We start from the raw sequence: 26,290 nt of genomic DNA, 5'->3' as shown, positions 1-26,290 counted from the left end.
ACAATGGATAAAAAAGTCATGGCATGTCGTTTTATGCCATAATAGTTCCTGTGAAATAGGCATGAGTATAGTGAGCGAATAGAATATACATATTAAAATAATTAACCATTCAAAAACCACTATTTCCATAGCCAATAACCTCTTTTACTCGGATATCTATACTTATGCAAAACCAAAACCTTACCGAAAAACTAATTAGCTCAAATCATATTTTTACTGGCAAAGTTATTAGTTTACAAGTGGATACCATTGAACTACCCAATGGCAAATCAGCGACAAGAGAATTAGTTAAACACCCCGGTGCAGTAGCTATTCTAGCGATTACTCAAGATAATACCGTTATATTAGTCGAGCAATATCGTCACCCTTGTGGAAAAATCATGCTTGAGATTCCTGCGGGTAAATTAGATGTTCAAGGGGAGTCTCCCGAGCAATGTGCTTTTCGTGAGTTAGCTGAAGAAACACCATACACGGCCCAACGTATGACACTGCTCTATACTTTTTATACTGCAGCTGGTTTTTGTAACGAAAAAATGTACTTATATCAAGCACATGATTTGCTTAAAAATAGTCAATCAGAGACAGATGAGGATGAGTTTGTTCGTCAAGTCTATCTAAGTAAAGAAGACGTAAAAAAAGCGTTAAAGAATCAAGAAATTCAAGACTCCAAAACGCTTATTGCACTACAACACTGGTTAGCTCAAGAGGATTGACACTTAGTAAGGAAACTTAATAAAGCACTGAGGAAAGCACATACTTTATATTTCAAAGCTACGCTTTCCTCTAGTTATTTACTTATGCATCCTTTATTCAATCGAATATATCAACACAATAACGTTAATCAGTGATGTACCTTTAAAATAACATTAAAGATTAAGGCGATAGGTTATGATTACCAATATCAAATGGTGAAGAAATACTCATTAATTTTCGCTCACCCATCGCTACTCTAGAGCCACTTAATGCAAAAACAAATCCATAATGAGGACTAGTCACCGTTGTACATTCACCTGTGATTGGGTTAAGAATATCAGCTACTTCTTGACCAGCAGACACCCACTCTCCCTCTTTCACGCGATAAACAACTATCCCTGTCGTTGGTGTTGGTAAATAATAGAGTCCTTCAAGAGGGTGCGGCTCATTCACTAGATCAGGCAAAGGCTTTTGATCAGCTAGGTCTATATAGCCACGATAGCCTAGATATTGAATAATACCGTCGGCATCTTTTTGGCCGTTTTCATGACTTAAATCATATTCACCTCGGAATTCCACCGTGCTGCTGATTGTAGCTTGTTCAAGTGCTTCATTTGGATAACGCTGTATCAACGATGCCCATAACGTTGAAAAGATTTCATCAAAAGAATTTGCATTTGAATTTGCCGACAATAACTGACATTCAGACTGTAAATAACGTGCTAATGGCTCCAAAGGCTCCCACGTACTAGGCATAGTGTACATATGTAGTCGCGCAAAATTATCGCAGTGTAGGTCTAATACAATATCCGCATCATGACTTAATGACAATAAGTTTAAATGCATAGAATGCACATTACTACTAGGCTTCATATCATCTAATACACGTTTAATCACCTCTCGCATTTTTTTAGTGTTTTCTTTGGCATCTTTAGAAAACACAAAAGGATTTTTGTCTAACTCTGCAAATAATGCCTCTTTCATTGGCACGGTAAATAAGCGATTAAAATTTTGTCCCGTTGGTAAATGAAAACGACCTATATGCATATAGTTAATACTTTGTGCCAGACCTAAAGGATTACACATAGGCACCAATACGATATGCGCTTTTAGACGTCCTTCTTGTTCTAGTTTTAATAACTTCTTATGCAAATAAAAAGCAGCTACCGAACCAGGCATCTCATCGGCATGTAAACTTGACTGCATATAAATCTTTGGCAACGATTCATCACCAAAATGCAAGGCTGTCACATGGGCTTGCATACCTGGCGTCATATAGTCAATAGGTAATAATTCTGTACGCATTTTTTACTTCCTTTTGTTCCAAGAGGAACTTTTATTTGAGTTGTTTTGTGCTATCACTTAAGTCGCTGACATACGACTCTTTAGATGAACTAAATATTTTTTCTCAATCATTCTAAAGCCTAATACAAGCAGAGTATTCAAAATTAGATATAACACAGCTGCTGCTGCATAGGCGATAAATGGTTCATAATAAGTACTATTAAAAAAGCTAGCTGCTCCCGTAATTTCCATAATTGTCACTGAGGAGGCTAAGGCAGTCGCATGCATAGTCATAATGACCTCATTACTATAGGCAGGTAAGGCTCTTCGTAAACTTGACGGCAAAATAACCCTTCGCATAGCCTTCGCTGGCGACATACCATAAGCATAAGCTGCCTCAATTTCTCCCCTATCGGTATTCTTGATAGCCCCTGAGAAAATGACGGTAGAATAAGCAGCTGTATTTAACGCTAAAGCTGCTAACACATATATATAACTACCTTTAAGAAAACCAAATCCAGGTTGCTGCATTAGATGATTCACAAAATCAAGACTTGGAATACCAAAATAAAAGATATAAAGTTGAATCAATAGTGGTGTACCTGTAAAAAAGTACACAAAACCATTAATTAATCGAGCAACCAGAGTATGCTTTTTTTGAAGAAGGACCGCAAAAGGCACAGCCATTAACAATCCACACAACACTGACACGACAGTTAAGAAAATTGTAATCGGCAAGGCATGTATGCAATCCATGAATGCCGTTAAAAATAAATCCCAAGATTCACTCATAACTTTCCTCTTGTCTAACACCGCGTTGGTAATGTCTTTCTAGCCAAGCAAAAATACGTAAAGAAACAAAGGTAATAAGCAAGAACAAACAGGCTGATACCATGTTAAATAAGAAGGGTAAATGTGTAGCACTACCACCTTGATGCGCAATCCTCGTCATATCATCCAATCCAATGATTGATACCAATGCTGTTGCTTTAGTTAACACTAACCAGTTATTACGAACCCCTGGTAGAGCATAACGCATCATTAACGGAAACGTGATCCTTCTTAACACAGAAAAACTACTAAAACCATACGCATAACCAGCCTCAATTTGCCCATATGGGACAGCTAAAATTGCGCCCCTAAAGGTTTCAGTAAAATAAGCTCCAAAAATAAAACTTAGCGTGAACACTCCCGCCAAAAACGGGCTAATTTCAAACGTAGGCAATCCTAACCATTCTGTCAAAGAGTTAAGTCCTATCTGGGCACTGTAATAAACCATCAACATCCAAATGAGGTCTGGCACACCTCGTACAATCGTAGAGTATGCCGTAGCAACACCAGCTAACACAGGATTCTTAGATAATCGCATTATCGCACCAATTAAACCTATAATGACGGACAATAATAGCGATAATAAAGCAATCTCTAATGTCAATACAGCGCCGCTTAAAATGCGAGGCATATATTCAGCAATAATAGAAATATTAACCATTTTTCTTATTTAAAAATTAACCGTTCGATTTTACCCGAAATTGTCGTTTACAGCCTAGAGAACCATACTCAACAAGAAAGATTGTAGCAGGTACCTGTTGACTCATATATAAGGGTTTTTCTATAATTCACTACCATTCACCCACATAATCCTCTTACGAATCGCTTAATTTGTCTAATTTTTGTCATAAAAAACAAACATTACGGGTATTTATCAGTAGTTTTTTTAAGCTAAACACGTTATAGTAAATTTCCAAGACTACTTTTTATTTCTCAAGGAAGTTTCTCTATGCTATTAAAGAAAAAATTTATCAGCCTTTCGGTTTTAGCAATGATTGCGATGAGTGGTGCTGCAAACGCTGAGGAGCGCTTAATTCGTTTTGGTAACGATGCTACTTACCCTCCATTTGAATATACAACACCATCAGGTGAGATTGTAGGTTTTGATATTGACCTTGCTAAAGCAATGTGTGAAAAACTACAAGCCAAATGTACATTCCAAAACCAAGCATGGGACGGCATTATTCCTGCGCTACGTGCGAAGAAATTTGATGTAATTGCTTCTTCAATGAGCATTACAGAAGAGCGTAAAAAAGCAGTTGCTTTTACCCAAAAAATTTGGACAACACCAAATCCTATTTTTGGTAAAAAAGGAACAAAAGCAGATCCTTCAAAAGAAGGTACAAAAGGTCTTGACCTAGGTGTACAACAAGGTACTATTCAAGACAAATATGCAACAAAATACTTTACTGATGCCAATATCAAACGCTACAAAACATTTGAAGATGCTGTAAAAGACTTGGTAACAGGTCGTGTTCAAATTGTTTTTGCTGATAATGGTGTAACAGATGAATTCTTAAAAAGTGATTCAGGTAAAGATTTTGCTATCTTAGGTGAACCATTACCATCTTCAGCAGATAAAGAAATCTTTGGCGAAGGTACAGGATTTGCTGTTCGCAAAGAAGATAAGCAATTACTTGATGACTTAAATAAAGCCTTTGAAGCAATCCGTGCAGACGGCACTTATGACAAAATTGCTAAGAAATATTTCACGTATGACGTTTATAACTGATAAACATTCTCTTGTGATTTTCAGCGCTATCATTCTAAGATAACGAATAAATAATTACTATCATTCCCTGCCTTCATCATTTTCCATCTATAGCCAGAATTCATGATGAAGGCAGGATGTAGAAATATACCAATACTCTACAGGTATAATAAAACGCTACTCTCTTTATCAAAAACTCTTTCACTCTAGCGCCTGTAACTTAGGTTTAACTTTCCACGCTAACCCTCGTAGGACTCAGGAATTTCCGTATGTGTAAAAAATATAGAATTGGCATTACCTTCAATTTAGAAACTGACAAAGCTGATATTTGGGCGAATGGTGCAAATCAAAACGTAATCTTTCTGTACCAGTTATTTAGACAGGCTGAGATTGTTGAAAGCGTCGTGCTAGTTTCATGGGGGCCAGAAAAACGCAAAGAGCCTCCAGAGGGTTTTATGCTAGACGATTTGGCGTTAAATTTTGCCTATGTAGATGAAGTCCTTGATGAGTTAGATGTACTCATCGAAGGAACTCTGGTGATTGATCATCAATATGCCACTAGAATGCACGAACATGGCGGTAAAATCGTGGCATATAAAATGGGCAATGACTACATCATGGACATGGAATATTTTTTATTTGACCGTCCTGCTGGACGATTACCTAATGGAGTTAAGTTTGATGCTGTGTGGGTAACTCCGCAACATCAAAATACAGGGATGGCATACTACTCAACCATTTATCATGCTCCAGCCTACGTTGTTCCATTTATTTGGGGAACAATATTCTGTGATAAAGTGATTGCTAGAATAAAAAAAGAACATAACCTAGATTTCGGCTATCAGCCTACTAACGATGGCGCAGCAAAACGGGTTGCTTCTTTTGAGCCAAACATCAATGTACTCAAAACTTGCTTTACCCCTATCCTCATCTGTGAGCATGCTTATCGCACAGACCCAAATAAAATTAAGCATTACTATGTTTGCAATACGTATGAAAAACGTAATAATCCCACATTACATAACTTTATTGGCTATACAGATATAGTACGAGATGGAATTTTAACTGTTGAGGGTCGCTATCAAATGCCAGATTTTCTGGCTCGCTATGTGGATATTGTAGTCAGCCATCAATGGGAAAATGGCTTAAACTATGCTTATAATGATGCACTGTACGGCGGATATCCTTTTATTCATAATTCTACATTACTCCCAAAAGGCGTAGGCTACTATTATGATCAGTTTGATGCGTTTGATGGGGCAAACGTATTACTAGATGTTATTGAAAATCATGACAAACATCATAGTGCCTATGTAAAAAGAGCCAACGAATACTTAGATTCATTATTGCCTACAAACCCTGTCAACACTTATTTCTACGAAAAAGAAATCAAACGTTTATTTGAATAAATTTATGTTGTCACACATGGCATATCCTCAATACTAGATATACCTTCTAGCATTGAGGAAACTTGTCGTTATAGCATCCAATCTCTTTTTCTTTAAGGAAAGAAAAATGTTGCTGAGGCAGCTACACCATGCTTAGAACGATTATTGGTTGTGATCGCTCCCTTAAGCATAAACTTACCATTCTCTGAGAGTCGACTACCACCCAGTGCCACCCCTGTTCCACCGTTATAATGTGCTACTCCCATAGAAAGAGAAGATTGACCTGGACGATAAGCTTGGCCTAAGTTAGCCACTGCCATTGCACTAGCAATTCCTGCATTCGCATCCTTATTAAAACTATTAATATTACGTTCAACTCCATCAATACGTTGATTAATCCGAGCTTCACTTTCTCCAACCAAACGTTTCACATCCCCAATATTAGCAGCATTGGTATTAACGCTACCACCACTCGCTACATTAACAATTTGACGTTCATTACCAACAGTACCAACAGATACTGTATTTTCCTGATCAGCTATAGAGCCTTGACCAAGCGCCACTGAGTTTTTTGCCGTTGCTTTTGCGCCTTGACCAACTGCTGTGGCATTTTTCTTCGTCGCCTTTGCACCTTGACCAATAGCTGTGGTATTTTTTGCCGACGCTGTTGATCCGTGACCAACCGCTGTAGCATTTTTCTTCGTCGCCTTTGCCCCACTACCCAAAGCAGAGGCATTCTCAGCTGACGCAACAGAACTCTCACCTGCTGCAGTGGCATTAATACCCGTTGCGCTGGCTGTATTTCCCATACGAAGCGAACCTACCCCTGTATTCTTACCTGCAACATATGAATCAGTAAAGTCATTACCAATTAACATTCGTGTACTTTGAGCAGAACTTTCTGCTAATTTTGCAGAGTTCGCTGCTGCTGACGCACTTGAACCAGCGCTAGAGGCTGAAGTCGAGGCCGATGAGGCACTGCTTGAGGCGGCTGAGGCACTTGAACCAGCACTAGAGGCTGAAGTTGACGCCGATGACGCACTGCTCGACGCGGCTGAGGCACTTGAGCCAGCACTAGACGCTGAAGTCGAGGCCGATGACGCACTCGCTGAGGCGGCTGACGCACTTGAACCAGCACTAGAGGCTGACGTTGACGCCGATGACGCACTCGTTGAGGCAGCTGAGGCACTGCTTGAGGCAGCTGTCGCACTTGAACTAGCACTAGAGGCTGACGTTGACGCCGATGACGCACTCGTTGAGGCAGCTGAGGCACTTGAGCCAGCACTAGAGGCTGACGTTGACGCCGATGACGCACTCGTTGAGGCAGCTGTCGCACTTGAGCCAGCACTAGAGGCTGAAGTTGACGCCGATGACGCACTGCTCGACGCGGCTGAGGCACTTGAGCCAGCACTAGACGCTGACGTTGACGCCGATGAGGCACTGCTTGAGGCGGCTGTCGCACTTGAACTAGCACTAGACGCTGAAGTCGAGGCCGATGACGCACTGCTTGAGGCAGCTGTCGCACTTGAGCCAGCACTAGAGGCTGAAGTTGACGCCGATGACGCACTGCTCGACGCGGCTGAGGCACTTGAGCCAGCACTAGACGCTGAAGTCGAGGCCGATGACGCACTGCTTGAGGCAGCTGTCGCACTTGAGCCAGCACTAGAGGCTGAAGTTGACGCCGATGACGCACTGCTCGACGCGGCTGAGGCACTTGAGCCAGCACTAGACGCTGACGTTGACGCCGATGAGGCACTGCTTGAGGCAGCTGTCGCACTTGAACTAGCACTAGAGGCTGAAGTTGACGCCGATGACGCACTCGTTGAGGCGGCTGAGGCACTTGAGCCAGCACTAGACGCTGAAGTCGATGCAGCTGAGGCACTCGTTGAGGCAGCTGAGGCACTTGAGCCAGCACTAGAGGCTGACGTTGAGGCCGATGACGCACTGCTTGACGCGGCTGAGGCACTTGAGCCAGCACTAGACGCTGAAGTCGAGGCTGATGAAGCACTGCTTGACGCGGCTGAGGCACTTGAGCCAGCACTAGAGGCTGAAGTTGACGCCGATGACGCACTGCTTGACGCGGCTGAGGCACTTGAGCCAGCACTAGACGCTGAAGTTGACGCCGATGACGCACTCGTTGAGGCGGCTGACGCACTTGAACCAGCACTAGAGGCTGACGTTGACGCCGATGACGCACTCGTTGAGGCAGCGGAGGCTCTTGAGCCAGCACTAGAGGCTGACGTTGACGCCGATGACGCACTGCTCGACGCGGATGAGGCACTTGAACCAGCGCTAGAGGCTGAAGTTGACGCCGATGACGCACTGCTTGAGGCGGCTGACGCACTTGAACCGGCGCTAGACGCTGAAGTTGACGCCGATGAGGCACTCGTTGAGGCGGCTGAGGCACTTGAGCCGGCGCTAGACGCTGACGTTGACGCCGATGACGCACTGCTCGACGCGGATGAGGCACTTGAACCAGCGCTAGAGGCTGAAGCTGACGCTGATGACGCACTGCTTGAGGCGGCTGAGGCACTTGAGCCAGCACTAGACGCTGAAGTCGATGCAGCTGAGGCACTCGTTGAGGCAGCTGAGGCACTTGAGCCAGCACTAGAGGCTGACGTTGAGGCCGATGACGCACTGCTTGACGCGGCTGAGGCACTTGAACCAGCGCTAGACGCTGACGTCGAGGCTGATGACGCACTCGCTGAGGCGGCTGAGGCACTTGAACTAGCACTAGACGCTGACGTTGACGCCGATGACGCACTCGTTGAGGCAGCTGTCGCACTTGAACTAGCACTAGAGGCTGACGTTGACGCTGATGACGCACTGCTTGAGGCGGCTGACGCACTCGAACCAGCACTAGACGCTGACGTCGAGGCCGATGACGCACTGCTTGAGGCAGCTGAGGCACTTGAGCCAGCACTAGAGGCTGACGTTGACGCCGATGACGCACTGCTCGACGCAGCTGAGGCACTTGAGCCAGCACTAGAGGCTGACGTTGACGCCGATGACGCACTCGTTGAGGCAGCTGTCGCACTTGAACTAGCACTAGACGCTGACGTTGACGCCGATGAGGCACTGCTTGAGGCAGCTGTCGCACTTGAACTAGCACTAGAGGCTGACGTTGACGCTGATGACGCACTGCTTGACGCGGCTGAGGCACTTGAACCAGCACTAGACGCTGAAGTTGACGCCGATGACGCACTCGCTGAGGCGGCTGTCGCACTCGTTGAGGCACTACTAGCAGCACTTTGTGCGATCAATGCACTAGATATAGCGCTAGAAGATACACTCGAAATTGCATCATGAATCGTCGTCTTACCAGTACCACCAATATTTGTCATGCTAATAGTGCCATCAGAATTAACTCTTGCACCTCCACCCAATAATGAAGCTATACTGGTTGCTGTCTGAGCGACACTTAATGCTACCGCATACAGCTGTGAACCATTAATGGCATCAGTTGATGATACACTAACAGCGCCAGGTGCGACATTTTTGATTTGACGCTCTGCTCCTTGAGCCCCTACACTTACTTGTGAACCAGCAGCAATATTTTGAGCGCCAGCAAAGGTACCATAAGTTAATGACCCTGTTACTGTACCTACTGTACTAGAATTGTTGCATTAGTTATTTTTGTCGCATCAGCATCTGTTTTTGAACCCTTCCCTAAAGCAACACTCCCAGCCTTATCAGCAGAGGCCTTAGTACCCACAGCGATAGAATCTACTCCACTTGCTTTAGCCTCCGAACCAAATGCCACAGCTCCATCAGCACCTGCTGTAGTATCACTACCTATAGCAAGCGCCTTTCCTCCAGTAGCTTTTACATTAACCCCTATAGCAATAGAATTATTTCCTTTGGCAATGGCGTACTCATTTTTATCTGAAATACATCTACCAGAACCGATAGCTAACTCACCCGTAGTTCCTACTTCAATTCTCTGTGCGAGATCTTTACATGCTTGTACTTGCGCCACCACATTATTTTGCATCCCTGCAAACATACCAATAACCGTGACTAATAAACTACTTAAAGTAGAAACGGTAAATTTACCACCCACTGGTATTCTTGAGTCTATTTCACCTGATGAAACGGAGGAACTAGACTTGGCTTGACCTTTTGCTAATTCTGACGTTACAACCAATTGGTTATATCGTTTGCTCCAAATAACTTTAAATATTTTGTTCATATTTTTTATTTAGACTATAAAAAGAAAGAAGAGAGTTATCTTGCTATCTACTGTATAATATCACCTTTTAAAGCAGCGTGATTAATATTAAATAACTATTTTTCTACAGCAACCACTCAAAAGAAATTATTTTCTTTAAATTCAGTGTTCTAACAAATAAGCATCCTTATAAAGCCTATGAATTGACGCCATGCTTGGGGATTTTCTCACTCTTCTAGAAAATTATTTTTTTAAATTCCCCATAACGCTGTTTTAATCAATAAGTGCTAAGAACACAACATTAAGGGTATCATTTTGCCCTCCATCCCCTAATGGTAATATCCTAAATCGCCCATATATCAGACTAATCAATAAACAGCATTGCTGATGCAATGGCTATCCAGAATAATTTTTGATAACAATCATCAGTCCTCGAAAAAAACGCTTTGATAACCTATTCCACTCTTTTGAGCTAACTCAACGATTTATCAGCAGCGGAATGCAACTCCTCAATATCTTGCTGAGTAGCCAATGGTTCAATATGAGCTTGACTCAACTGCCGCTGTTGATCCATCTCTATTTCCTCTGCTTCTGCCAATTCTGCAGATGAAATAACCATTTCTTTTTCATCAGCCAACGTACTTAAGATATTTTGTTCAATAATAACCGCTGGCTCATTGAATCGATGCCATATGGTTTTAATATCATCAAATAACGGACCACTAGATAAGTACGCCAGCACTGAAGCAAGAAAACATGTGAATAAAAAGCCAAAAGTTTTAAACCCATAAGCACCCGCAATGCCACCAAGGAAAAACAAAAACAACACTTGTACTAAAAGTTTTAATTTTTTAATATTGGCATGAACAGGAGGTACATTTATATCTTTTTTACTGGCTCTATTCCAATAAAGCATTTTACCTATTTCCATCCCCATGTCCGTCACCGTACCCGTCACATGTGTGGTCCTTAATGCATATTGCGAGATATCCGTACTAATCGCATTTTGTAGACCCATGATATAACAAAGCGTGGCTACAGTTAAAGAGGTCCATAGCCAGGAGATTTCCCAGCGTATGCCATCTAATAAACCAAAAAACATCAGCGCACATGCTTCAATAAAAATTGGCAACGCATATTCACTTTGTAAATGCAAATGACGCATTAAATTGATAATAACGGCGGTTGTAGCTGATCCTGCAATAAACGCTAATAAAGCACCAAAGCCCCATAACACTAAACTAACTTCACCGAGAGCAATCATATCAGACATATGCGACACAATGCCTGACATATGTGATGTATATTGCTGTACCGCTAAAAATCCTCCTGCATTAATTGCTCCTGCCACAAAGGATAAAAAACAGACTAATTCTGTATTAGCAGAATATGTTCGTGCTTTACCTGTCAAACGCTTTGAATATGCCAACAACATTTTGCTCTCAGTCAAACATTAAATTAAATAAAATTCACTATTTATACGTTAGTTTTCATTAACTTTCAATTAAATGCAGATTAAAAACATTAAAAATTAAAATTGAAAAAGCGATATTCTTTTATTATGATAACTAAATTATTAAGTTTTTATCTTTCTTTAATTTAGTCAAACAAACACCATGGATACTTTAGTCGTTTCACGTAAAAATACCAGCACTTGGTCAACAAAAAAAGTTCTAGAGCTATTTCAGTTACCCTTTATGGACTTATTATACCAAGCACAACAAGTTCATCGCGCGAATCATGATCCAAATAAAATTCAATTATCTAGTCTTTTATCGATCAAAACAGGTGGCTGCCCTGAAGATTGTAAATATTGTCCACAATCAGCACGTTATGAGACTGAGGTTGAGCGTGAACGTTTATTAGCACTACAAGAGGTATTAAAATCAGCTCAAGCAGCCAAGGAAAATGGTGCAACACGATTCTGTATGGGTGCAGCATGGCGAGGCCCTAAAGAGCATCAACTTGAAGATGTCATGGAAATGATTCGCCAGGTCAAAGCAATGGGTATGGAAACCTGTGTCACACTTGGTATGCTAAAAGAGGGGCAAGCAGAAAAATTAAAAGAAGCTGGTCTAGACTACTACAATCATAATTTAGATACCTCACCAGAGTTTTATGGTGAAATTATTACTACCCGTACTTACCAAGATCGTTTAGATACGCTAGAGCGTGTACGTAATGCTGGCATTAATATTTGCTGTGGTGGTATTGTGGGGTTGGGCGAATCACGCGCTCAACGTGCCGGATTATTAAGCCAACTAGCTAACTTAAATCCACCACCAGAATCAGTGCCTATTAATCAATTAGTCAAGGTTTCTGGCACTCCATTAGAAGAAGTAGACGACTTAGATCCTTTTGAGTTTATTCGTACTATTGCCGTAGCAAGAATTATTATGCCCAAGTCTCACGTACGCCTATCAGCAGGTCGTGAACAAATGCCTGAAAGTACGCAAGCATTGTGCTTTATGGCAGGTGCTAACTCTATCTTCTACGGAGAAGAATTACTCACAACAGCCAACCCTAGGATTGAAGCAGATAAAGCCTTGATGAGCAAATTAGACCTAAGTTCAAAATAACATTCTATTCAATTTCAGATAATTAGCTTGCTTTATTTTTTTGACAAGTAGGTTTTCATAATTAATCATAATTTATTGATTGATTTTTATGACATAGATTTAAAACCTACGCGTCAACGATTTTAAGCATTGTTTGGTTAACTTTTTTGTTTAAAACATTATGCACTTTCTAATTTTTAGCATCCTATGTAGCGTTATTGTGTCTGTTTTGTTAAAAATCTCTCGCAAAAACCACGTAGATATTCGACAAGCGATTGCTTTTAACTATCTAACAGCGATTACCCTTACCTGGTTCTTCTTAAAACCTAACTTACCACATCAAGTAGATAATCAACCATGGCTATTATTCATCGCCCTAGGCGTATTATTACCCACCATCTTTATCATGATGTTTAAGTCGGTAGAGGCTGCAGGCATTGTTCGCTCAGATGCCGCACAACGATTATCGCTATTCATCCCGATTCTGGCCTCATTCACCATTTTAGGAGAAGTGGTTTCGACTCCTCGCTTAATTAGTCTGGGCGTCGCCTTTTTAGCCTTATTTTGCTTATTACACAAACCACTTAATAACAATCAATCATCACACAAACAGGCTGCTCTATTTTTAAGCTTGGTATGGGTTGGTTATGGTGTCATAGATATTTTATTTAAACAATTAGCGAAAACAGGCACTGCATTTCCGACGGGTTTATTTATTACATTTGCCTTAGCTGGACTACTAATGTTTGTGTACCTATTACTTAACCGAGTATCGTTCAACAAACAATCGATCATCGCTGGCTTAATTTTAGGATTATTTAATTTTGGTAATATTCTGTTTTATATCCGTGCCCATCAAGCCTTCAAGGAAAACCCAACTCTCGTATTTACCACGATGAATATTGGTGTTATCAGCTTAGGCACCATTATTGGGGCATTAGTATTTAAAGAAAAAATATCACCTATCAATGCCTTGGGGATTCTATTAGCCATCAGTGCTGTTGGATTATTATATTTTTGGGCATTAAAAGCCTAATCCTAAAATCTTAATAAGGTATGTAGAACACAATCCATCTAAACATCTAATTAGACGTTGAATTATCACTAGACTTCCTGTGATTCGTCCACTCAAAATCTTGTTCATCAACCAATAAATTGGGAATGATTGGACTCACAGGATGCTCTGTATTAAGCACCAAATCTTTGACTTGCTCCATCACTTGTGCATCTGTAGAAATATCTTTTTCCACATCAATACGAGGGTCTAACTCATGGACTACAGGAGCGGGAGATACATCCACTGCCATCGGCACATATTGTGCATTTTCAATATTAGGGTGATAGTTAGCATGTGACTTACTTACAAACAATCCCATCACAATTGCGCAGCCCATCACGTAAACAATATACATATTTGCACCACCATAATCCATTAAGCGCCCAGCTACGATAGGTCCTAAAGTAGCTCCGATACTAAATGCTAATAACAAGGCACCACTAAGACCCACCCGCATTGCTTGTGAAACATGCTCATTGGCTAATGCAACAGATAAGGGATAAAAGGTGAATTGTAAACATCCCATACATGCAATAATGACTAGCATCATACCTAAACTTGGTGAGTCTAAGAGTAATAAGGGTGAGCCAGCAAGGGCCAAACCGAACGAACTAACGCGTAACATTCGTAAGCGATTAAAACGATCACTTAAATACCCCATAGGCCATTGCGCTAATAATCCTGCTGTCACACTTACAGATAAAAATAACGCTGACTGATTAGCTGTTAAACCATTTTTGTTGGCATAGACTGCAGCTAAACTATAAAAGGCACTGGTAATACAACCACCAAGAAACAATACCACTAGCGGCACAGGTACCATTCGGATATACATTCGCATATTTAAAGGTGCCTGTGATTGCAATTGAGGAGATGCTCTTTTGGTCAATGCCATAGGGATTAAGCAAAGGGAGCTAGAAATGGCAACAGCATTCAGAACAGAAATCTCTAACTCAGGAAAAAATCTAATCGACATCTGACCAACTACAATCCCTAAGCTACTCATAATCATGTAAAAAGAAAATACTACGCCACGATTATGCACATCAGATTGATCACTCAACCAACTCTCTAGCACCATATACTGTGTTACCATCGCGATACCCACAACCACACGCAATAATAGCCAAACCTCTTTAACAGGAATCAACGATTGGGCTAAAACCATAACCACCACTACTGCCGCACTCGCTACATACGCTCTAATATGTCCAACATTACCAATTAATTTATGTCCAAATCTAACACCTAATACTAGGCCAAAATAATAGGCGGCAATCAGCAACCCCACCCAAGATTGAGATATGCCATCTTGGGTCAATCGCAACGACATATAAGTGTTATATAACCCAGTACCAGAGGATAATAAAAATATGGCAAAATATAATGAGCCAAAAGAGGATAAAATCTTAATCATGGTTATCTAGCTGCTTAATCAATACTCCAATGCTATTTAACAACAGTGAATACCATGTCACTAGAGAATAGCCCTTTCATAGCTACACCACTCTCTATACAGTTAGTATGTCCAAAACATGTGCATTGGATAAATCTTTTGGATAAATAATAATAACCTGATTTAATTGAACTATAAAAAAAATCGGGTAATGACAATATCAAAACCCGATTTTTTCATTGATGTCTAAGAATACTTATGCTGCTGAGCTATCAGGCATACGATATACTAGCACTGAAACAGGAGCTAATGAAATCACTTTGGTTGTTACACTACCTAGCAATAAACGAGACAAACCACTACGTCCATGGGTAGCAATATAAATTAAATCACATCCATGCTCTTTCGCTGCATCAACAACACCGTCAGCCACATTGTAATTTGACACAATCACTGACGTTGCTTTTACACCTGCTGCATTAGCTCTTTCCAATACAGGTTTTAAATATTCTTCGGCTTCTTTTTTAGCCGCCTCTTCATAATCACCATCAGAAATCGCATAAGATGCCGCCATTCCATCAAAACCAATTAACGTAGAAAATGGTTGTGTCACATTAATCGCCACAATTTCAGCACCCACTTGGCGAGCAAAAGTAATACCAGCATTAGCGGCTAAGGCAGAAGTCTCTGAGCCATCAACTGGGAGAAGGATTTTCTTATACATACAAAATAACTCCTAAAAACATTAGTATTCATAAATGGTCGTTTATAATAACGGCTCTACTGCTTATCTTTATTTTAAGCCAATATTTTTAAAATATCATTGATTTACATCACTCTTTCGTGTTTTTTTTATGACTCTTACCGATGTCCCCTCTGCCTTTACTATTCGTAAAGCTACCCTTAATGATGTTCCCAGAATTCTTGAGATATATTCTCATCATGTGTTACGTGGTACAGCTACCTTTGAAGAAGAAGTACCCACGCTAGCAGATATGCAACAGCGTATGCAAAAAACATTGGATGCTGGGTTTCCATATATTGTGGCAATAGACGATCAAGGAAAAGTCTGTGCTTATGCTTATTTAGGTTCTTATCGTCCTCGAAAAGCCTATCGTTTTACCTTAGAGGACTCAATTTATTTAGACAAAGACTATACAGGAAAAGGGTTAGGTTCGATACTATTATCCGAATTACTTAGCCTGGCAGAGCAAGGCCCTTGGCATTTAATCATTGCTGTAATTGGTGATAGTGAAAACCTGCCATCTATCAAGTTACATGAAAAATTAGGCTTTACGCTTGTTGGTATTGAACCTGGAACTGGCTTTAAATTTGGTCGCTGGCTTGATACTGTTATTATGTACAAAGCAATTAACGGGGGAAAAGACTCTCTTCCCGAAACAATATAATCTTACAAACAACTATTCAATGGACTCAGATGGGGACCACAGGGTTGGTCCCCCAGACGCTTTTTCTAAAACACCAACATAGGCGTTATGCTCTGCAAGCTCTTGTTCATTGGCATAAATAATAGGAAGGCTTTTTGCTATGTCCTGATCTACACTGCGTGTAACTTGCTCTGTCGTACTCTCAATATCCTCAAATGACAAGCCAAGACCAAACTGAACACGGGTCATTGCCACGTACACATCAGCCAATAACTCTGCATCCAGTAAGGCGCCATGTAGCACGCGATGTTCGTTAGAGATATCAAAACGTGTACATAGTGCATCTAGACTCAACATACGTACACCGGGCAATAGCTCTTTCGCTAAGGCATAAGTATCGACTACATTAGCAATATATTCCCTTACTGGTTTGTACCCGGCCAAAGCAAATTCGTGATTTAAAAAACCAATATCGAATTCAGCATTATGAGCAACTAACTCAGCCCCTCGAATAAACTCAATAATACTTTCCATCTGAGTTTCAAATGGAGGATATTGAGACAAAAATTCTGTGGTCAAACCATGTACTTCTAGGGCACCAGGCTCACTATCTCGCCCAGGATTGAAATAGAGATGGAGATTATTGCCGGTGACTTTGCGGTCAATAAGCTCCACACCCCCTAATTCAATCACCCGATTACCGTCAGCGACTTTAAGACCTGTCGTTTCGGTATCAAATACGATTTGACGCATAAATAAATGCCTTCAATTAAGCCATACCAGGGACAACCACTGAGAAACCGCCATCGACATGGATAATTTCACCAGTAATACCCGAAGCTAACTGAGATAATAAAAAGGCTGCTGTATTACCTACATCTTCAATCGTTACATTACGACGTAACGGAGCATGCTTTTCAACAAAATTAAAGATTTCCGAAAAATCTTTAATTCCTGCTGCGGCTAATGTTTTGATTGGGCCAGCAGAAATCCCATTTACCCGGATACCTTTACCACCCAAATTACCTGCCAAATAGCGTACACTTGCTTCTAACGAAGCTTTGGCTAGTCCCATTGTGTTGTAATGAGGAACAACTTTTTCTGCCCCTAAATAAGTCAATGTTAATAATGACCCTTGATTTTTCTCTAGCAAAGGTAATGCGGCTTTTGCTAACGCTGGGAAACTATAGGCAGAGATATCATGTGCTATACGGAAATTTTCTCGGCTAATACCATCTAAAAACTCACCTGCAATAGCTTCTCTTGGCGCAAAACCAATTGAATGCACTAGACCGTCTAACCCATCCCAATGCTTGGCTAACTCCGCCACAGCATTTTCGATTTCTTCGTCACTACCCACATCACAAGGTATCACGATATCACTACCAAATTCATTGGCAAACTTAGTCACTCGCTCTTGGAAGCGCTCACCCACATAAGTAAATGCTAATTCAGCACCTTGCTCATGACAGGCTTTGGCAATACCATAAGCAATTGAACGATCAGAAATAACACCCGTAATTAATATTTTTTTGTTTGCTAAAAAACCCATTTTCTCATCCCGTATAACTGTATAAATGACAAGGGCGATACCCTATATCACCCCACTCATTAGCTATCTAATGCTATTCTTAATTGCTGTAATGTTAGCATATTCTTTGTACAAATGCCCTCTCCACACAACTTACTTTTTTAAGGAAGGCAAGGTATATAAGCCTTTTTCATATAAAAGCGTTGGCCAAATCGCATGGGCTTTAGCGATTTCTATCAGTTTTTGGTCTGCATTTGCTATTTCCTGATACGTTTCTGGAACGCTATATTTCAACTGTTTTGCCTCAAGCCCTGGCTGTAAGACCGTTAATACATCACCTTTTAAATAGCCATAATTATCATTATATTGCATCATCGCCCGCCCACCACCTTCAGTATGAGTCAGGTCATGACCAATCATAGGGTGTGCAGCAGTAATACCTGCTAATGAAAGTAAGGTAACGGGTAAATCTAACTGACTCATAATTCGTTCGTCTTCCTTTACTGGCACATCAGCCCCTAAGATTAAGGCAGGGATATGGAAATGTTTGAGAGGTACTAACGTCTGCCCCCAAACTCGAGAATCATGATCAGCTACGATCAAAAATAAAGTATTTTCCCAATAAGGTGATTGTTTAGCTTTTTCAAAAAACTGTCCCATACACCAGTCAACATAACGTACTGAGTTCTCAACGCTAGCCACTTCTCCGACAGGATTAATTCTACCTTCTGGGTATTCCCAAGGCGTATGGTTCGTCACTGTAAATGCCAAAGAAAGTTTAGGTGTTTCTAAATCTTCGCTAAGAATAGTATGTAATTTATTAAACATATCTTCATCAGATACTCCCCAAGTCCCCTCAAAAACAGGATTATCAAAACTAGCACGATCATAGAGCTCGTTGAAACCATTACCTAAAAAGAAAGAACGCATATTATCAAAATGAGCCTCTCCACCGTAGATAAAGCTAGTTCTATAACCCATAGGTTTTAATAATTGTGCAAGCGTAAAAAACTGTGATTGCGATTTTCCCAGTCTCAATACAGCATCAGATAACGTAGGCGCAAATCCACTACTTATAGCCTCTAACCCGCGTACTGACCGAGTTCCTGTGGCATAGCATCGTTTAAATGCCCAACCTTGTTTCATCAACGCATCAAAATGAGGAGACAAATCTTGCCCACCTAAACCTCCAATATATTGAGCACCCAAACTTTCTTGCACAATAAGCACAATATTTTTCGGTCTATTAATTTCTTGAGTCGCTATTTGTGTATGCCAAGACGGAATGTTAGCGTCATTTCTCTCTGCTTGAATACCTGCTGCCTCATTAACCAATTGATATACCTGTTGCTCATCCATTTTGCCATAAGCTTGTTTTGCAGAGCGCTCATTCTTAATGCTGTAAATGGCATAATAGACACTGTAAAATGAATTAAGTGGCAGTGTATTCACCATACTATCTCCAGCATAAGCCACAGTAGCAGGATTAATTGGTCGATGTTGCAAAGTACCTCTAATCATCAGCACAACCACTGCTGCACCAAGTAAAAACTGAATGAGTTGAAATACAAAATGATCACTACCAATATGCGCTTTAGGTCCTTGGAAAAGTAAATAGACTCCAATAACAAGTACAATTACGCCTATAGTGCCACTGATTAAAATCCCCTTGAATCCTTTCCATAACATCCCAAACACCTCTTGTGGATGCTTTAAATAGTCCACGAACAAGCGGTTGGGACGAGTATCATATTCCATGATAAATTGAGCCGTCGATACCTCAGGAATTAATAGTAATAAACTCGCGATACATAACCATATGGCATGAATTTGTTGTGCCACCACACTACCATCAAACCAAGGTGCAAACAGTAAAGAAGGAATCATCAGCATTCCTAGGCTACTCAAATCAATTCTTAACCCTCCAATAAATAATGGCGCGAGAGGATAGTTTTTAACACGAGAAAACTGCCATAATACTAATGCCATGCGAGACAAGGTTAGCAATAACAGAAAAGCCAGAAAAAAGTATAAAAGCTGTAAATACATGAGAAGAAATACTATTAAAAAACTAGGCTTGATGATACACGAAATACTACCGTACTTTTTGTCTAAACAAGTGTTACTGTTACCAGACTTAACCGAAAATCTAATCGCAATATAGTGCCATTAGCATCGGTTTTCACAATGGATAATGGCCAATTCACTCGCTCACTTAATAGACGCACTATATAGAGACCTAACCCATCTAGCCCTGCAATTTGAGTATCTTGTAATAGCCGGTTTTGCTGCTCTTTGCTAAGTCCCTGACCTTCATCCACGATATCAATAGAGTTCTCATTAAGCAAAATAGCAATCTTTCCGCGCGTATGATGAAGGGCGTTTTGTACTAAATTCCTAATTAACATTTTAACCATTGTGATATCACTATTCACAACAATATTTTTATCACCTTGCAATGAAATACGCTCTTCGGGATATATATTGCTCAAATCCTCTTTTACTTGTGCCAATAACTCATTCAATACAAATACCTCATTGACCGTATTGGCTTGATGTTTATTCCTAGCTAGCTTTAAAAGCACATCAATATTCATGCCCATTTCATCACTAGCCGCTCGAATTCTGGCAACAGTAATTTTATCTTTTTCCGTTAATTGGTCTCTAGATTCAATAATATCTAATGCTCCAGCAATAACCGCTATAGGCGTCCTCAACTCATGGCTTGCTAAACTCAGCATAGCGTTCTCACGCTTAACGTAAGCATTAAGCTCCGACGTAAAATGATTAAAATTAACAGCAATTTCATGCAATTCTTTTTCTTCATATGCTTCGTTAATGCTGGGAATTTCTTTCCCAATAGGAGTACTCGCAATGGATTGTGTCATTTGTTGCCATGGCTTCGCCAGACGTCCACTAGCAAGATAAGCAAGGAATGCACTAAAAATAACCATTAGCAAACCAATACCCCATAATAATCTCGCAAATAACGTTTCTTTATTTTCAAAAACAGTAATATTTTTAGCATAAAACAACTGCCCCCCCTCTAGCTGTTGCATACGCCCAATATATGTCTCACCATCAATAACAACTTCTTTAAAAACCCCTTCATCAAAGTCAATAAATAATGTCGGAAAACTCTCTGGACGATCAATACCTGTAGGAATATAGGCAATTTTTTGTAATTTCTCATCCATAATAAAGAGGCCTTTATCCGTGAAATTACTTTGTATTAAGCGATTTTCTTCAATAAAACTAATATCTACAATCGTTTTCTCTAAATCCTCACCGACAAAATGAACAAGTAAAACCATCGTTCCTATCAATAAAACACTCAGTAAAATAATCGTCTTATACAGTTTTGAAGAAAAAGATTGCATAAAAATAATTAGGCGCTACGCACCTCTCCTGTTCATAGCTCTTTGGACATTTTGACGTGCAGGTTTTAAGAGCCCTGCACCTCTCCTTTTCCAAGTAATCGATATCCTTTGCCATGATATGTTTTAATCACACCATAACCAAAGGCTTCTTGAAGTTGTTTGCGTAAGCCATAGACATGAGTTCGTATGGTATTCATATCAACTTCTTTTTCATTCCAAACATTATCGACTAATTGCTCATAGCTTATCATCTTAGGATAATAAGATAACAATTCTTTAAATATATCTGCGGCTAGCCCTATCAAAATAGTAGATCCACCGTCTTCATGCTTCACCATACCAGTATCTACATCAAACAAAAAACCTGCTATTGAGTGAGTCTCACCAAAAGCTATTTTCTGTACTCGTTTGCTTAAAGCATCAATCCGCAACTGAAGCTCTCGTAGATGAAACGGCTTAACCAAATAATCATCTGCTCCAGCAGCAAACCCTTCTTCTTTATCTATAAGTTGGTCTTTAGCTGTCATAAAAATCAATGGCGTAGATTTCCCCAAATCTCTACGTAAACGTTTACACAACTCAACCCCCGAAATACCAGGCAACATCACATCCATCACAATGACATCATAGTCATGAGTACTCATAAGATGCAGTGCGGTAAGGCCATCTGATGCGAAGTCCAACTGATAATGTGTATCATCAAAAAATTCAGCGAGATTATTAGCTAATGCACTATGATCTTCTACAATCAACACTCGTATATATTGCACACTAGAATCCTTTTATCCTCTATTTTTGCCTTTTACAGGCAACCCGTTCTACTCAATTACCTATTGAATCACTACTATATCAATTCAGTATAAAAGCCCATATATCGACAATTCTGACTCTTAATAATATTAATTTACTTTAAATAAAATAAAATGTTTACTACGATATACTTCTTGCAAATTCCCAACAGAAAATTGTTTAAATTCATCGATACTACCTTTATTCACGGCTATATAGGCAGCTTGATTACTTAACGTAGGATTTTTAAAATAATCACTCATCTGCTCATCATCCATAGACTTTACGGTACGCTTAGAATAATAAGTAGCTGAAAAAGGGACTTTTCGAAAATACATAAATGGTAATTGTGGCGAATTTTCCTCTGTATATTGCACAATACCTTTTTCTGTTCGTAGCATAGAAGGATAGACTATAGCGACGCAAGAAAATAGCACCACAAATACAGGCACGAGGAATCCCACTCTTTGCAACCAAGTCAATGAAATCACCATTTGTGGATTATTGCCTTCTGATTGCGCATCAACAAACCATGCCACAATTAAAGCAAACCCTACCATTGACGGTAATAAATAAGTCCACAAAATATTCCCTGAGAAGGTAAAAAATACACCACACCAGAGCGACCATGCCAATACAAAACTAAACAAAGGCTTTTTTTTAATAGTCGCTAGTTTCTGCTCCAGTACATGATTCTTTTTAAACTTAACTAAAAGAACCACCAGTACAGGCCACCAAGGTAATGATGATACTAGCCAATGTAGCCAAATTTTACCGTAGAACTCTTTATGTGCAGTACCATATAAATCACCAGTCCAACCCGGATCAATATAACGAAGAATATGTTCACCAACGATAAAATAGTTTAGAAACCCTGGTGTTTTAATTTCTGCCATGATATACCAGGGCAACACTAAAACTAACATCAGGACAAAACCTTTTTTCCATGGAAAGGATTGTTTAAATACAGTAAATGTTGACCAATTTAAACCTAAATAAATAGCAATAGGTATTCCCACTAAAACAATAACAAGTGGCCCCTTAGATAACAGACCTATTGATAAGCCAATAAAAAATAAGTAACCCCATTTTTTACTCGGGACATCACTACTCATGCACACGATAAAACTACCAAAACATAATGTAGTGCCAAACGTTAAAAAAGGATCTGTCAATACGCCACCAGAGTTTAAATATACTAGTGCAAACGAGGACAATATAAACACAGCCCATTGCGATACTTTTTCATTGTAAACCCGATGAAGTGCTAAACGTAAAACAACTAATCCCAAGCAAGTCACAAGCCACGAAGGTAATCTAACAGCCCATTCAGCTGTCCCAAACATCTTGATAGACAACGCTTGCGCCCAAAAAGAAAGGGGAGGTTTTCCCCAAAAAGGCACACCGGGCTCAAACCATGGCGTAATCCAGTCATTTGTACTCGCCATTAACCTAGAAATTTCGGCATAACGAGGTTCCGTGGTATCTTGAAAAGGTAATAATACCATCGGAATCCAACCAATTAACATGACTACTATAGTCATTAAATCAAGTTGTTTAAATTTAAAGTTATTCATTATCTATCTCAATGTTCTTATTATTCAGAAATTTGTTCTTTTATTAATGTCTGACTATATTTTTCATTAATCATTAGAGGGCGACTTTCCGTTACATCTCGCAAAAGAAAAACAGGACGCTGTTTCGCTTCAAAATACGTTTTACCCACATATTCTCCTAACAATCCTATACTGATTAGTTGCACGCCCCCTAAGACGGTCATTAATGAAATAATTGAAGGATAACCCGGAACAATTTCTCCCAAAAAGATTGTTTTAATAGCAATCCACGCTGCAAATAATAAACCAACTAATGCTGTCAGCACACCGATACCCATTGTTAAGCGCAGAGGAGTAACCGAAAATGAGGTAATCCCCTCAAGAGCTAGTCCAACTAGCCCACCATAATTCCATTTCGTCGTACCCGCCACCCTCGCTTCACGATGATACGTAATTTCTTTTGTCGGTAACCCAATCCAGGCAAACAAGCCTTTCATATAACGTTTTCGTTCACCCAATTGATTAATTGCCTCTACCGCTTTTTTACTCATTAATCGGAAATCACCTGTATCTGCAGGGATATCTACATCACTTACGCGATTAAGTAATCGATAAAAACTATGCGCACTGAATTTTTTGAACCATGTCTCACCTTCACGTGTAATTCTACGCATAGTGACCACATCGTATCCTTCTTTCCATGCGGCTAACATGTCAGGAATTAATTCTGGTGGATCTTGCAAATCTGCATCCATGATAATAGTGGCATCGCCACTTACGTAATGCAGACCGGCTGTTAATGCTGCTTCTTTACCAAAATTACGACTTAAACGAACTACTTTTAAGTAAGGTAGCGTTTTACACATGTCTACCATAGCATCGCCAGAGCTGTCTTTTGAACCATCATCAACCAGTACAATTTCATAGGAAATTGCTAATGGATTAAGTACTTTAACTAAGCGTTTATATAAAATCGTTAATACCTGACGTTCATTGTAAACGGGAATTAATAAAGATAAAGTTGGGCCCTTAGGCTTAGTCTGATTCGCCTCGTACCATGAATAATTTGATAAAGGATTAGCATTAGCGATCATGAAATACAACCTTTTTATAAAGTATAAAATTAATTACTGTCACTACCATTGACGTTAATATCTGTACTACCATTAACTCATTAGGTAATATTTTCTCAAGCCCCATAAAAATTAAGCCATTGAGAAAAAAACTAAATCCAACTGCTATCAAATAAGTAGGTAATGTTTTTATATGTTTCTGCTGGCTTTTAAAAGTGACATAAAACTGTAAATAGTAATTCACAATAGCACCTGTAATCGCACCTATGGTACTAGCAAGAACTGCCACAATGCCTATATGTGCTAATAAAGCAAATACCACCCAATGTATAATTGTCGCTAAGCCACCACTAATTAAAAATCGCACAAACAAAAACGCCACAACCCTTTCCTTACTATAAATGGAGTTGGAATAGGCGCTAGTATAAAATTTTAGTTATCAATAAATTATCAAAAATTTATCAAGCAAATATCAAATTTATCCTTTATTTGATGGGGCAATATATGTCCCAATAGCATGAGCCACAGGATCAGGGTGATGTTCAGAATAAATAAAAACCTCACCATAAAGCAATGTTTTCCCTTGTTTGATTAGTGTTGCCTGAGCCAAGAGATTAGCCTTCGCTATTGGCTTACGTAAAAAATTAATGGTCATTTGTGAAGTAACAGCCAAAGGAACAATTCCTATCTTAGACAATACTGCTACATATAGGGCAACATCGGCTGCAAAAAACATGGCGGGACCAGAGACAGTACCACCAGGTCTTAAGGCATCCTCATTAATGGGATAACGGACCAAACAAAAATCTTCATTAACCTCTAACACTTCACAAGGGTTTTGTGGAAAATCTGTCGCTAAAAAACTTTCTATTTCTTGTTTACTTGCTTCCATATTCTCTCCAAATATGTTAATATGACCTAGTTAAGTCAAGCCTAGCATTATTTTTAATCTAAATTTGTCATATAGTTGACACTAGGTAACTCTTAGTCACTAGCCCTTTTTACATTTTTAGTGGTCGTATTTAATCCGTGCTATTTAAGGTGATTAAGTTGTGTTATTGCGCTTAGCTACTGATTATAGACATTTCATCTCACGAATCGCGTCTATATTTAATTTTTTCTACGTGACTGTAGGAAATAAGCGTTCAGTCATTCCTAACATTATTTACCACTGAACAAATTGCAGTTCTTCATATTTCTGCAATATAAATTGTTTAATCTATTGTCTATAAAACAGTGCTTATCGTGCTACATTTAACCCAATAAACATAGATTAACTATTCCAATAATTATTATTCATAAAAAGGAAAATATCATGAAATTATTAAATCGTTTACGTCATGAATTCTCGACTCAAGTTAGTGTTCGTACTCAAAAACAAGAGTCACGCAAACAATCACACGCTACCAAAGCTGGTTTAGCCTTATTGCCTAAAAAAGACTCAGCTATTATTCCTACTCTAAAAACAAGCTTACGTTAATAAA

At 39.7% G+C, this 26,290-nt stretch carries 24 protein-coding genes; 7 read left to right on the top strand and 17 right to left on the bottom strand.

The genetic code is table 11. From position 1 onward, the window contains the following. Positions 1-164 precede the first annotated feature (164 nt). The gene (locus tag BQ4443_RS05755) at positions 165-713 is read left to right on the top strand and encodes an NUDIX hydrolase (protein ID WP_071058343.1); all 549 of its coding nucleotides are present in this window, start codon (positions 165-167) and stop codon (positions 711-713) included. Between the two features lie 160 nt (positions 714-873). Here the strand turns inward: BQ4443_RS05755 and BQ4443_RS05750 are convergent, their stop codons facing one another. From BQ4443_RS05750 to BQ4443_RS05740, 3 genes are read right to left on the bottom strand one after another with little or no spacing between them, the layout of a single operon-like run. Then, a complete protein-coding gene (locus tag BQ4443_RS05750; protein ID WP_071058342.1) occupies positions 874-1,998 on the bottom strand; it encodes a succinylglutamate desuccinylase/aspartoacylase family protein in 1,125 nt (374 codons plus the stop codon). A 57-nt stretch (positions 1,999-2,055) separates the two neighbouring features. Beyond that, positions 2,056-2,769, bottom strand: coding sequence for an ABC transporter permease (locus BQ4443_RS05745; protein ID WP_023951785.1), 714 nt, complete (start codon positions 2,767-2,769; stop codon positions 2,056-2,058). Then, positions 2,762-3,469, bottom strand: a complete 708-nt coding sequence (locus BQ4443_RS05740) for an ABC transporter permease (RefSeq protein ID WP_023951783.1) — start codon at positions 3,467-3,469, stop codon at positions 2,762-2,764. The genes BQ4443_RS05745 and BQ4443_RS05740 overlap by 8 nt, the downstream gene beginning before the upstream one ends. A gap of 288 nt (positions 3,470-3,757) precedes the next feature. Here BQ4443_RS05740 and BQ4443_RS05735 point away from each other — a divergent pair, with 288 nt between their 5' ends. Then, positions 3,758-4,540: a transporter substrate-binding domain-containing protein gene (locus tag BQ4443_RS05735; protein WP_023951781.1), complete on the top strand. Its 783-nt coding sequence runs from the start codon at positions 3,758-3,760 to the stop codon at positions 4,538-4,540. A 248-nt stretch (positions 4,541-4,788) separates the two neighbouring features. Further along, positions 4,789-5,928 carry a DUF2827 family protein gene (locus tag BQ4443_RS05730; RefSeq protein WP_071058341.1) on the top strand — a complete coding sequence of 380 codons (1,140 nt, stop codon included), beginning with the start codon at positions 4,789-4,791 and terminating at the stop codon, positions 5,926-5,928. 92 nt (positions 5,929-6,020) lie between these two features. Here the strand turns inward: BQ4443_RS05730 and BQ4443_RS05720 are convergent, their stop codons facing one another. The 3 genes from BQ4443_RS05720 to BQ4443_RS05710 form a co-directional block, all read right to left on the bottom strand. Beyond that, on the bottom strand, positions 6,021-9,251 hold the full coding sequence (locus BQ4443_RS05720) for a YadA family autotransporter adhesin (RefSeq protein WP_176752455.1): 3,231 nt from the start codon (positions 9,249-9,251) through the stop codon (positions 6,021-6,023). Positions 9,252-9,511: 260 nt separating this feature from the next. Beyond that, positions 9,512-10,099 carry an ESPR-type extended signal peptide-containing protein gene (locus BQ4443_RS05715; RefSeq protein WP_083331880.1) on the bottom strand — a complete coding sequence of 196 codons (588 nt, stop codon included), beginning with the start codon at positions 10,097-10,099 and terminating at the stop codon, positions 9,512-9,514. 451 nt (positions 10,100-10,550) lie between these two features. Beyond that, complete coding sequence (locus BQ4443_RS05710; protein ID WP_071058338.1) at positions 10,551-11,513, bottom strand: YoaK family protein; 963 nt, start codon at positions 11,511-11,513, stop codon at positions 10,551-10,553. A 181-nt stretch (positions 11,514-11,694) separates the two neighbouring features. Here BQ4443_RS05710 and bioB point away from each other — a divergent pair, with 181 nt between their 5' ends. Both bioB and BQ4443_RS05700 read left to right on the top strand, forming a co-directional pair. After that, a complete protein-coding gene (gene bioB, locus BQ4443_RS05705) occupies positions 11,695-12,657 on the top strand; it encodes a biotin synthase BioB (protein WP_071058337.1) in 963 nt (320 codons plus the stop codon). Between the two features lie 199 nt (positions 12,658-12,856). Continuing rightward, on the top strand, positions 12,857-13,672 hold the full coding sequence (locus BQ4443_RS05700) for a DMT family transporter (protein WP_256330915.1): 816 nt from the start codon (positions 12,857-12,859) through the stop codon (positions 13,670-13,672). Positions 13,673-13,718: 46 nt separating this feature from the next. Here BQ4443_RS05700 and BQ4443_RS05695 read toward each other — a convergent pair whose 3' ends face one another. Beyond that, positions 13,719-15,110 carry an MFS transporter gene (locus BQ4443_RS05695; protein WP_071058335.1) on the bottom strand — a complete coding sequence of 464 codons (1,392 nt, stop codon included), beginning with the start codon at positions 15,108-15,110 and terminating at the stop codon, positions 13,719-13,721. Between the two features lie 235 nt (positions 15,111-15,345). Beyond that, on the bottom strand, positions 15,346-15,813 hold the full coding sequence (locus BQ4443_RS05690) for a universal stress protein (protein WP_023949489.1): 468 nt from the start codon (positions 15,811-15,813) through the stop codon (positions 15,346-15,348). A 130-nt stretch (positions 15,814-15,943) separates the two neighbouring features. On the opposite strand from BQ4443_RS05690, the gene BQ4443_RS05685 reads away from it, so the two are divergent. After that, positions 15,944-16,498: a GNAT family N-acetyltransferase gene (locus BQ4443_RS05685; protein WP_071058334.1), complete on the top strand. Its 555-nt coding sequence runs from the start codon at positions 15,944-15,946 to the stop codon at positions 16,496-16,498. Positions 16,499-16,510: 12 nt separating this feature from the next. Here the strand turns inward: BQ4443_RS05685 and dnaQ are convergent, their stop codons facing one another. The 9 genes from dnaQ to BQ4443_RS05640 all read right to left on the bottom strand — a co-directional run bounded on the left by dnaQ (position 16,511) and on the right by BQ4443_RS05640 (position 25,698). Further along, on the bottom strand, positions 16,511-17,230 hold the full coding sequence (gene dnaQ / locus BQ4443_RS05680; protein WP_071058333.1) for a DNA polymerase III subunit epsilon: 720 nt from the start codon (positions 17,228-17,230) through the stop codon (positions 16,511-16,513). 16 nt (positions 17,231-17,246) lie between these two features. After that, a complete protein-coding gene (gene fabI / locus BQ4443_RS05675) occupies positions 17,247-18,029 on the bottom strand; it encodes an enoyl-ACP reductase FabI (RefSeq protein ID WP_071058332.1) in 783 nt (260 codons plus the stop codon). A gap of 132 nt (positions 18,030-18,161) precedes the next feature. Beyond that, complete coding sequence (locus BQ4443_RS05670) at positions 18,162-20,057, bottom strand: LTA synthase family protein (protein WP_023949497.1); 1,896 nt, start codon at positions 20,055-20,057, stop codon at positions 18,162-18,164. Between the two features lie 62 nt (positions 20,058-20,119). Next, entirely contained in the window at positions 20,120-21,322 is a 1,203-nt protein-coding gene (locus BQ4443_RS05665; RefSeq protein WP_176752454.1) for a sensor histidine kinase, read from the bottom strand. 131 nt (positions 21,323-21,453) lie between these two features. After that, positions 21,454-22,158: a response regulator transcription factor gene (locus BQ4443_RS05660; protein WP_071058330.1), complete on the bottom strand. Its 705-nt coding sequence runs from the start codon at positions 22,156-22,158 to the stop codon at positions 21,454-21,456. A gap of 129 nt (positions 22,159-22,287) precedes the next feature. Then, on the bottom strand, positions 22,288-23,754 hold the full coding sequence (locus tag BQ4443_RS05655) for an ArnT family glycosyltransferase (RefSeq protein ID WP_023949503.1): 1,467 nt from the start codon (positions 23,752-23,754) through the stop codon (positions 22,288-22,290). A 20-nt stretch (positions 23,755-23,774) separates the two neighbouring features. Next, complete coding sequence (locus BQ4443_RS05650; RefSeq protein WP_023949505.1) at positions 23,775-24,827, bottom strand: glycosyltransferase family 2 protein; 1,053 nt, start codon at positions 24,825-24,827, stop codon at positions 23,775-23,777. Then, on the bottom strand, positions 24,817-25,188 hold the full coding sequence (locus tag BQ4443_RS05645) for a GtrA family protein (protein ID WP_023949507.1): 372 nt from the start codon (positions 25,186-25,188) through the stop codon (positions 24,817-24,819). The genes BQ4443_RS05650 and BQ4443_RS05645 overlap by 11 nt, the downstream gene beginning before the upstream one ends. Positions 25,189-25,284: 96 nt before the next feature. Then, a complete protein-coding gene (locus BQ4443_RS05640) occupies positions 25,285-25,698 on the bottom strand; it encodes a PaaI family thioesterase (RefSeq protein WP_023949509.1) in 414 nt (137 codons plus the stop codon). 423 nt (positions 25,699-26,121) lie between these two features. Here BQ4443_RS05640 and BQ4443_RS12420 point away from each other — a divergent pair, with 423 nt between their 5' ends. Then, entirely contained in the window at positions 26,122-26,286 is a 165-nt protein-coding gene (locus BQ4443_RS12420; protein ID WP_023949511.1) for a hypothetical protein, read from the top strand. Positions 26,287-26,290 lie beyond the last annotated feature (4 nt).

The organism is Pelistega sp. MC2, assembly GCF_900099475.1.
GTDB classification, from domain to species: domain Bacteria; phylum Pseudomonadota; class Gammaproteobacteria; order Burkholderiales; family Burkholderiaceae_B; genus Taylorella; species Taylorella indica.
This window is presented reverse-complemented; position numbering and strand designations above follow the sequence as displayed.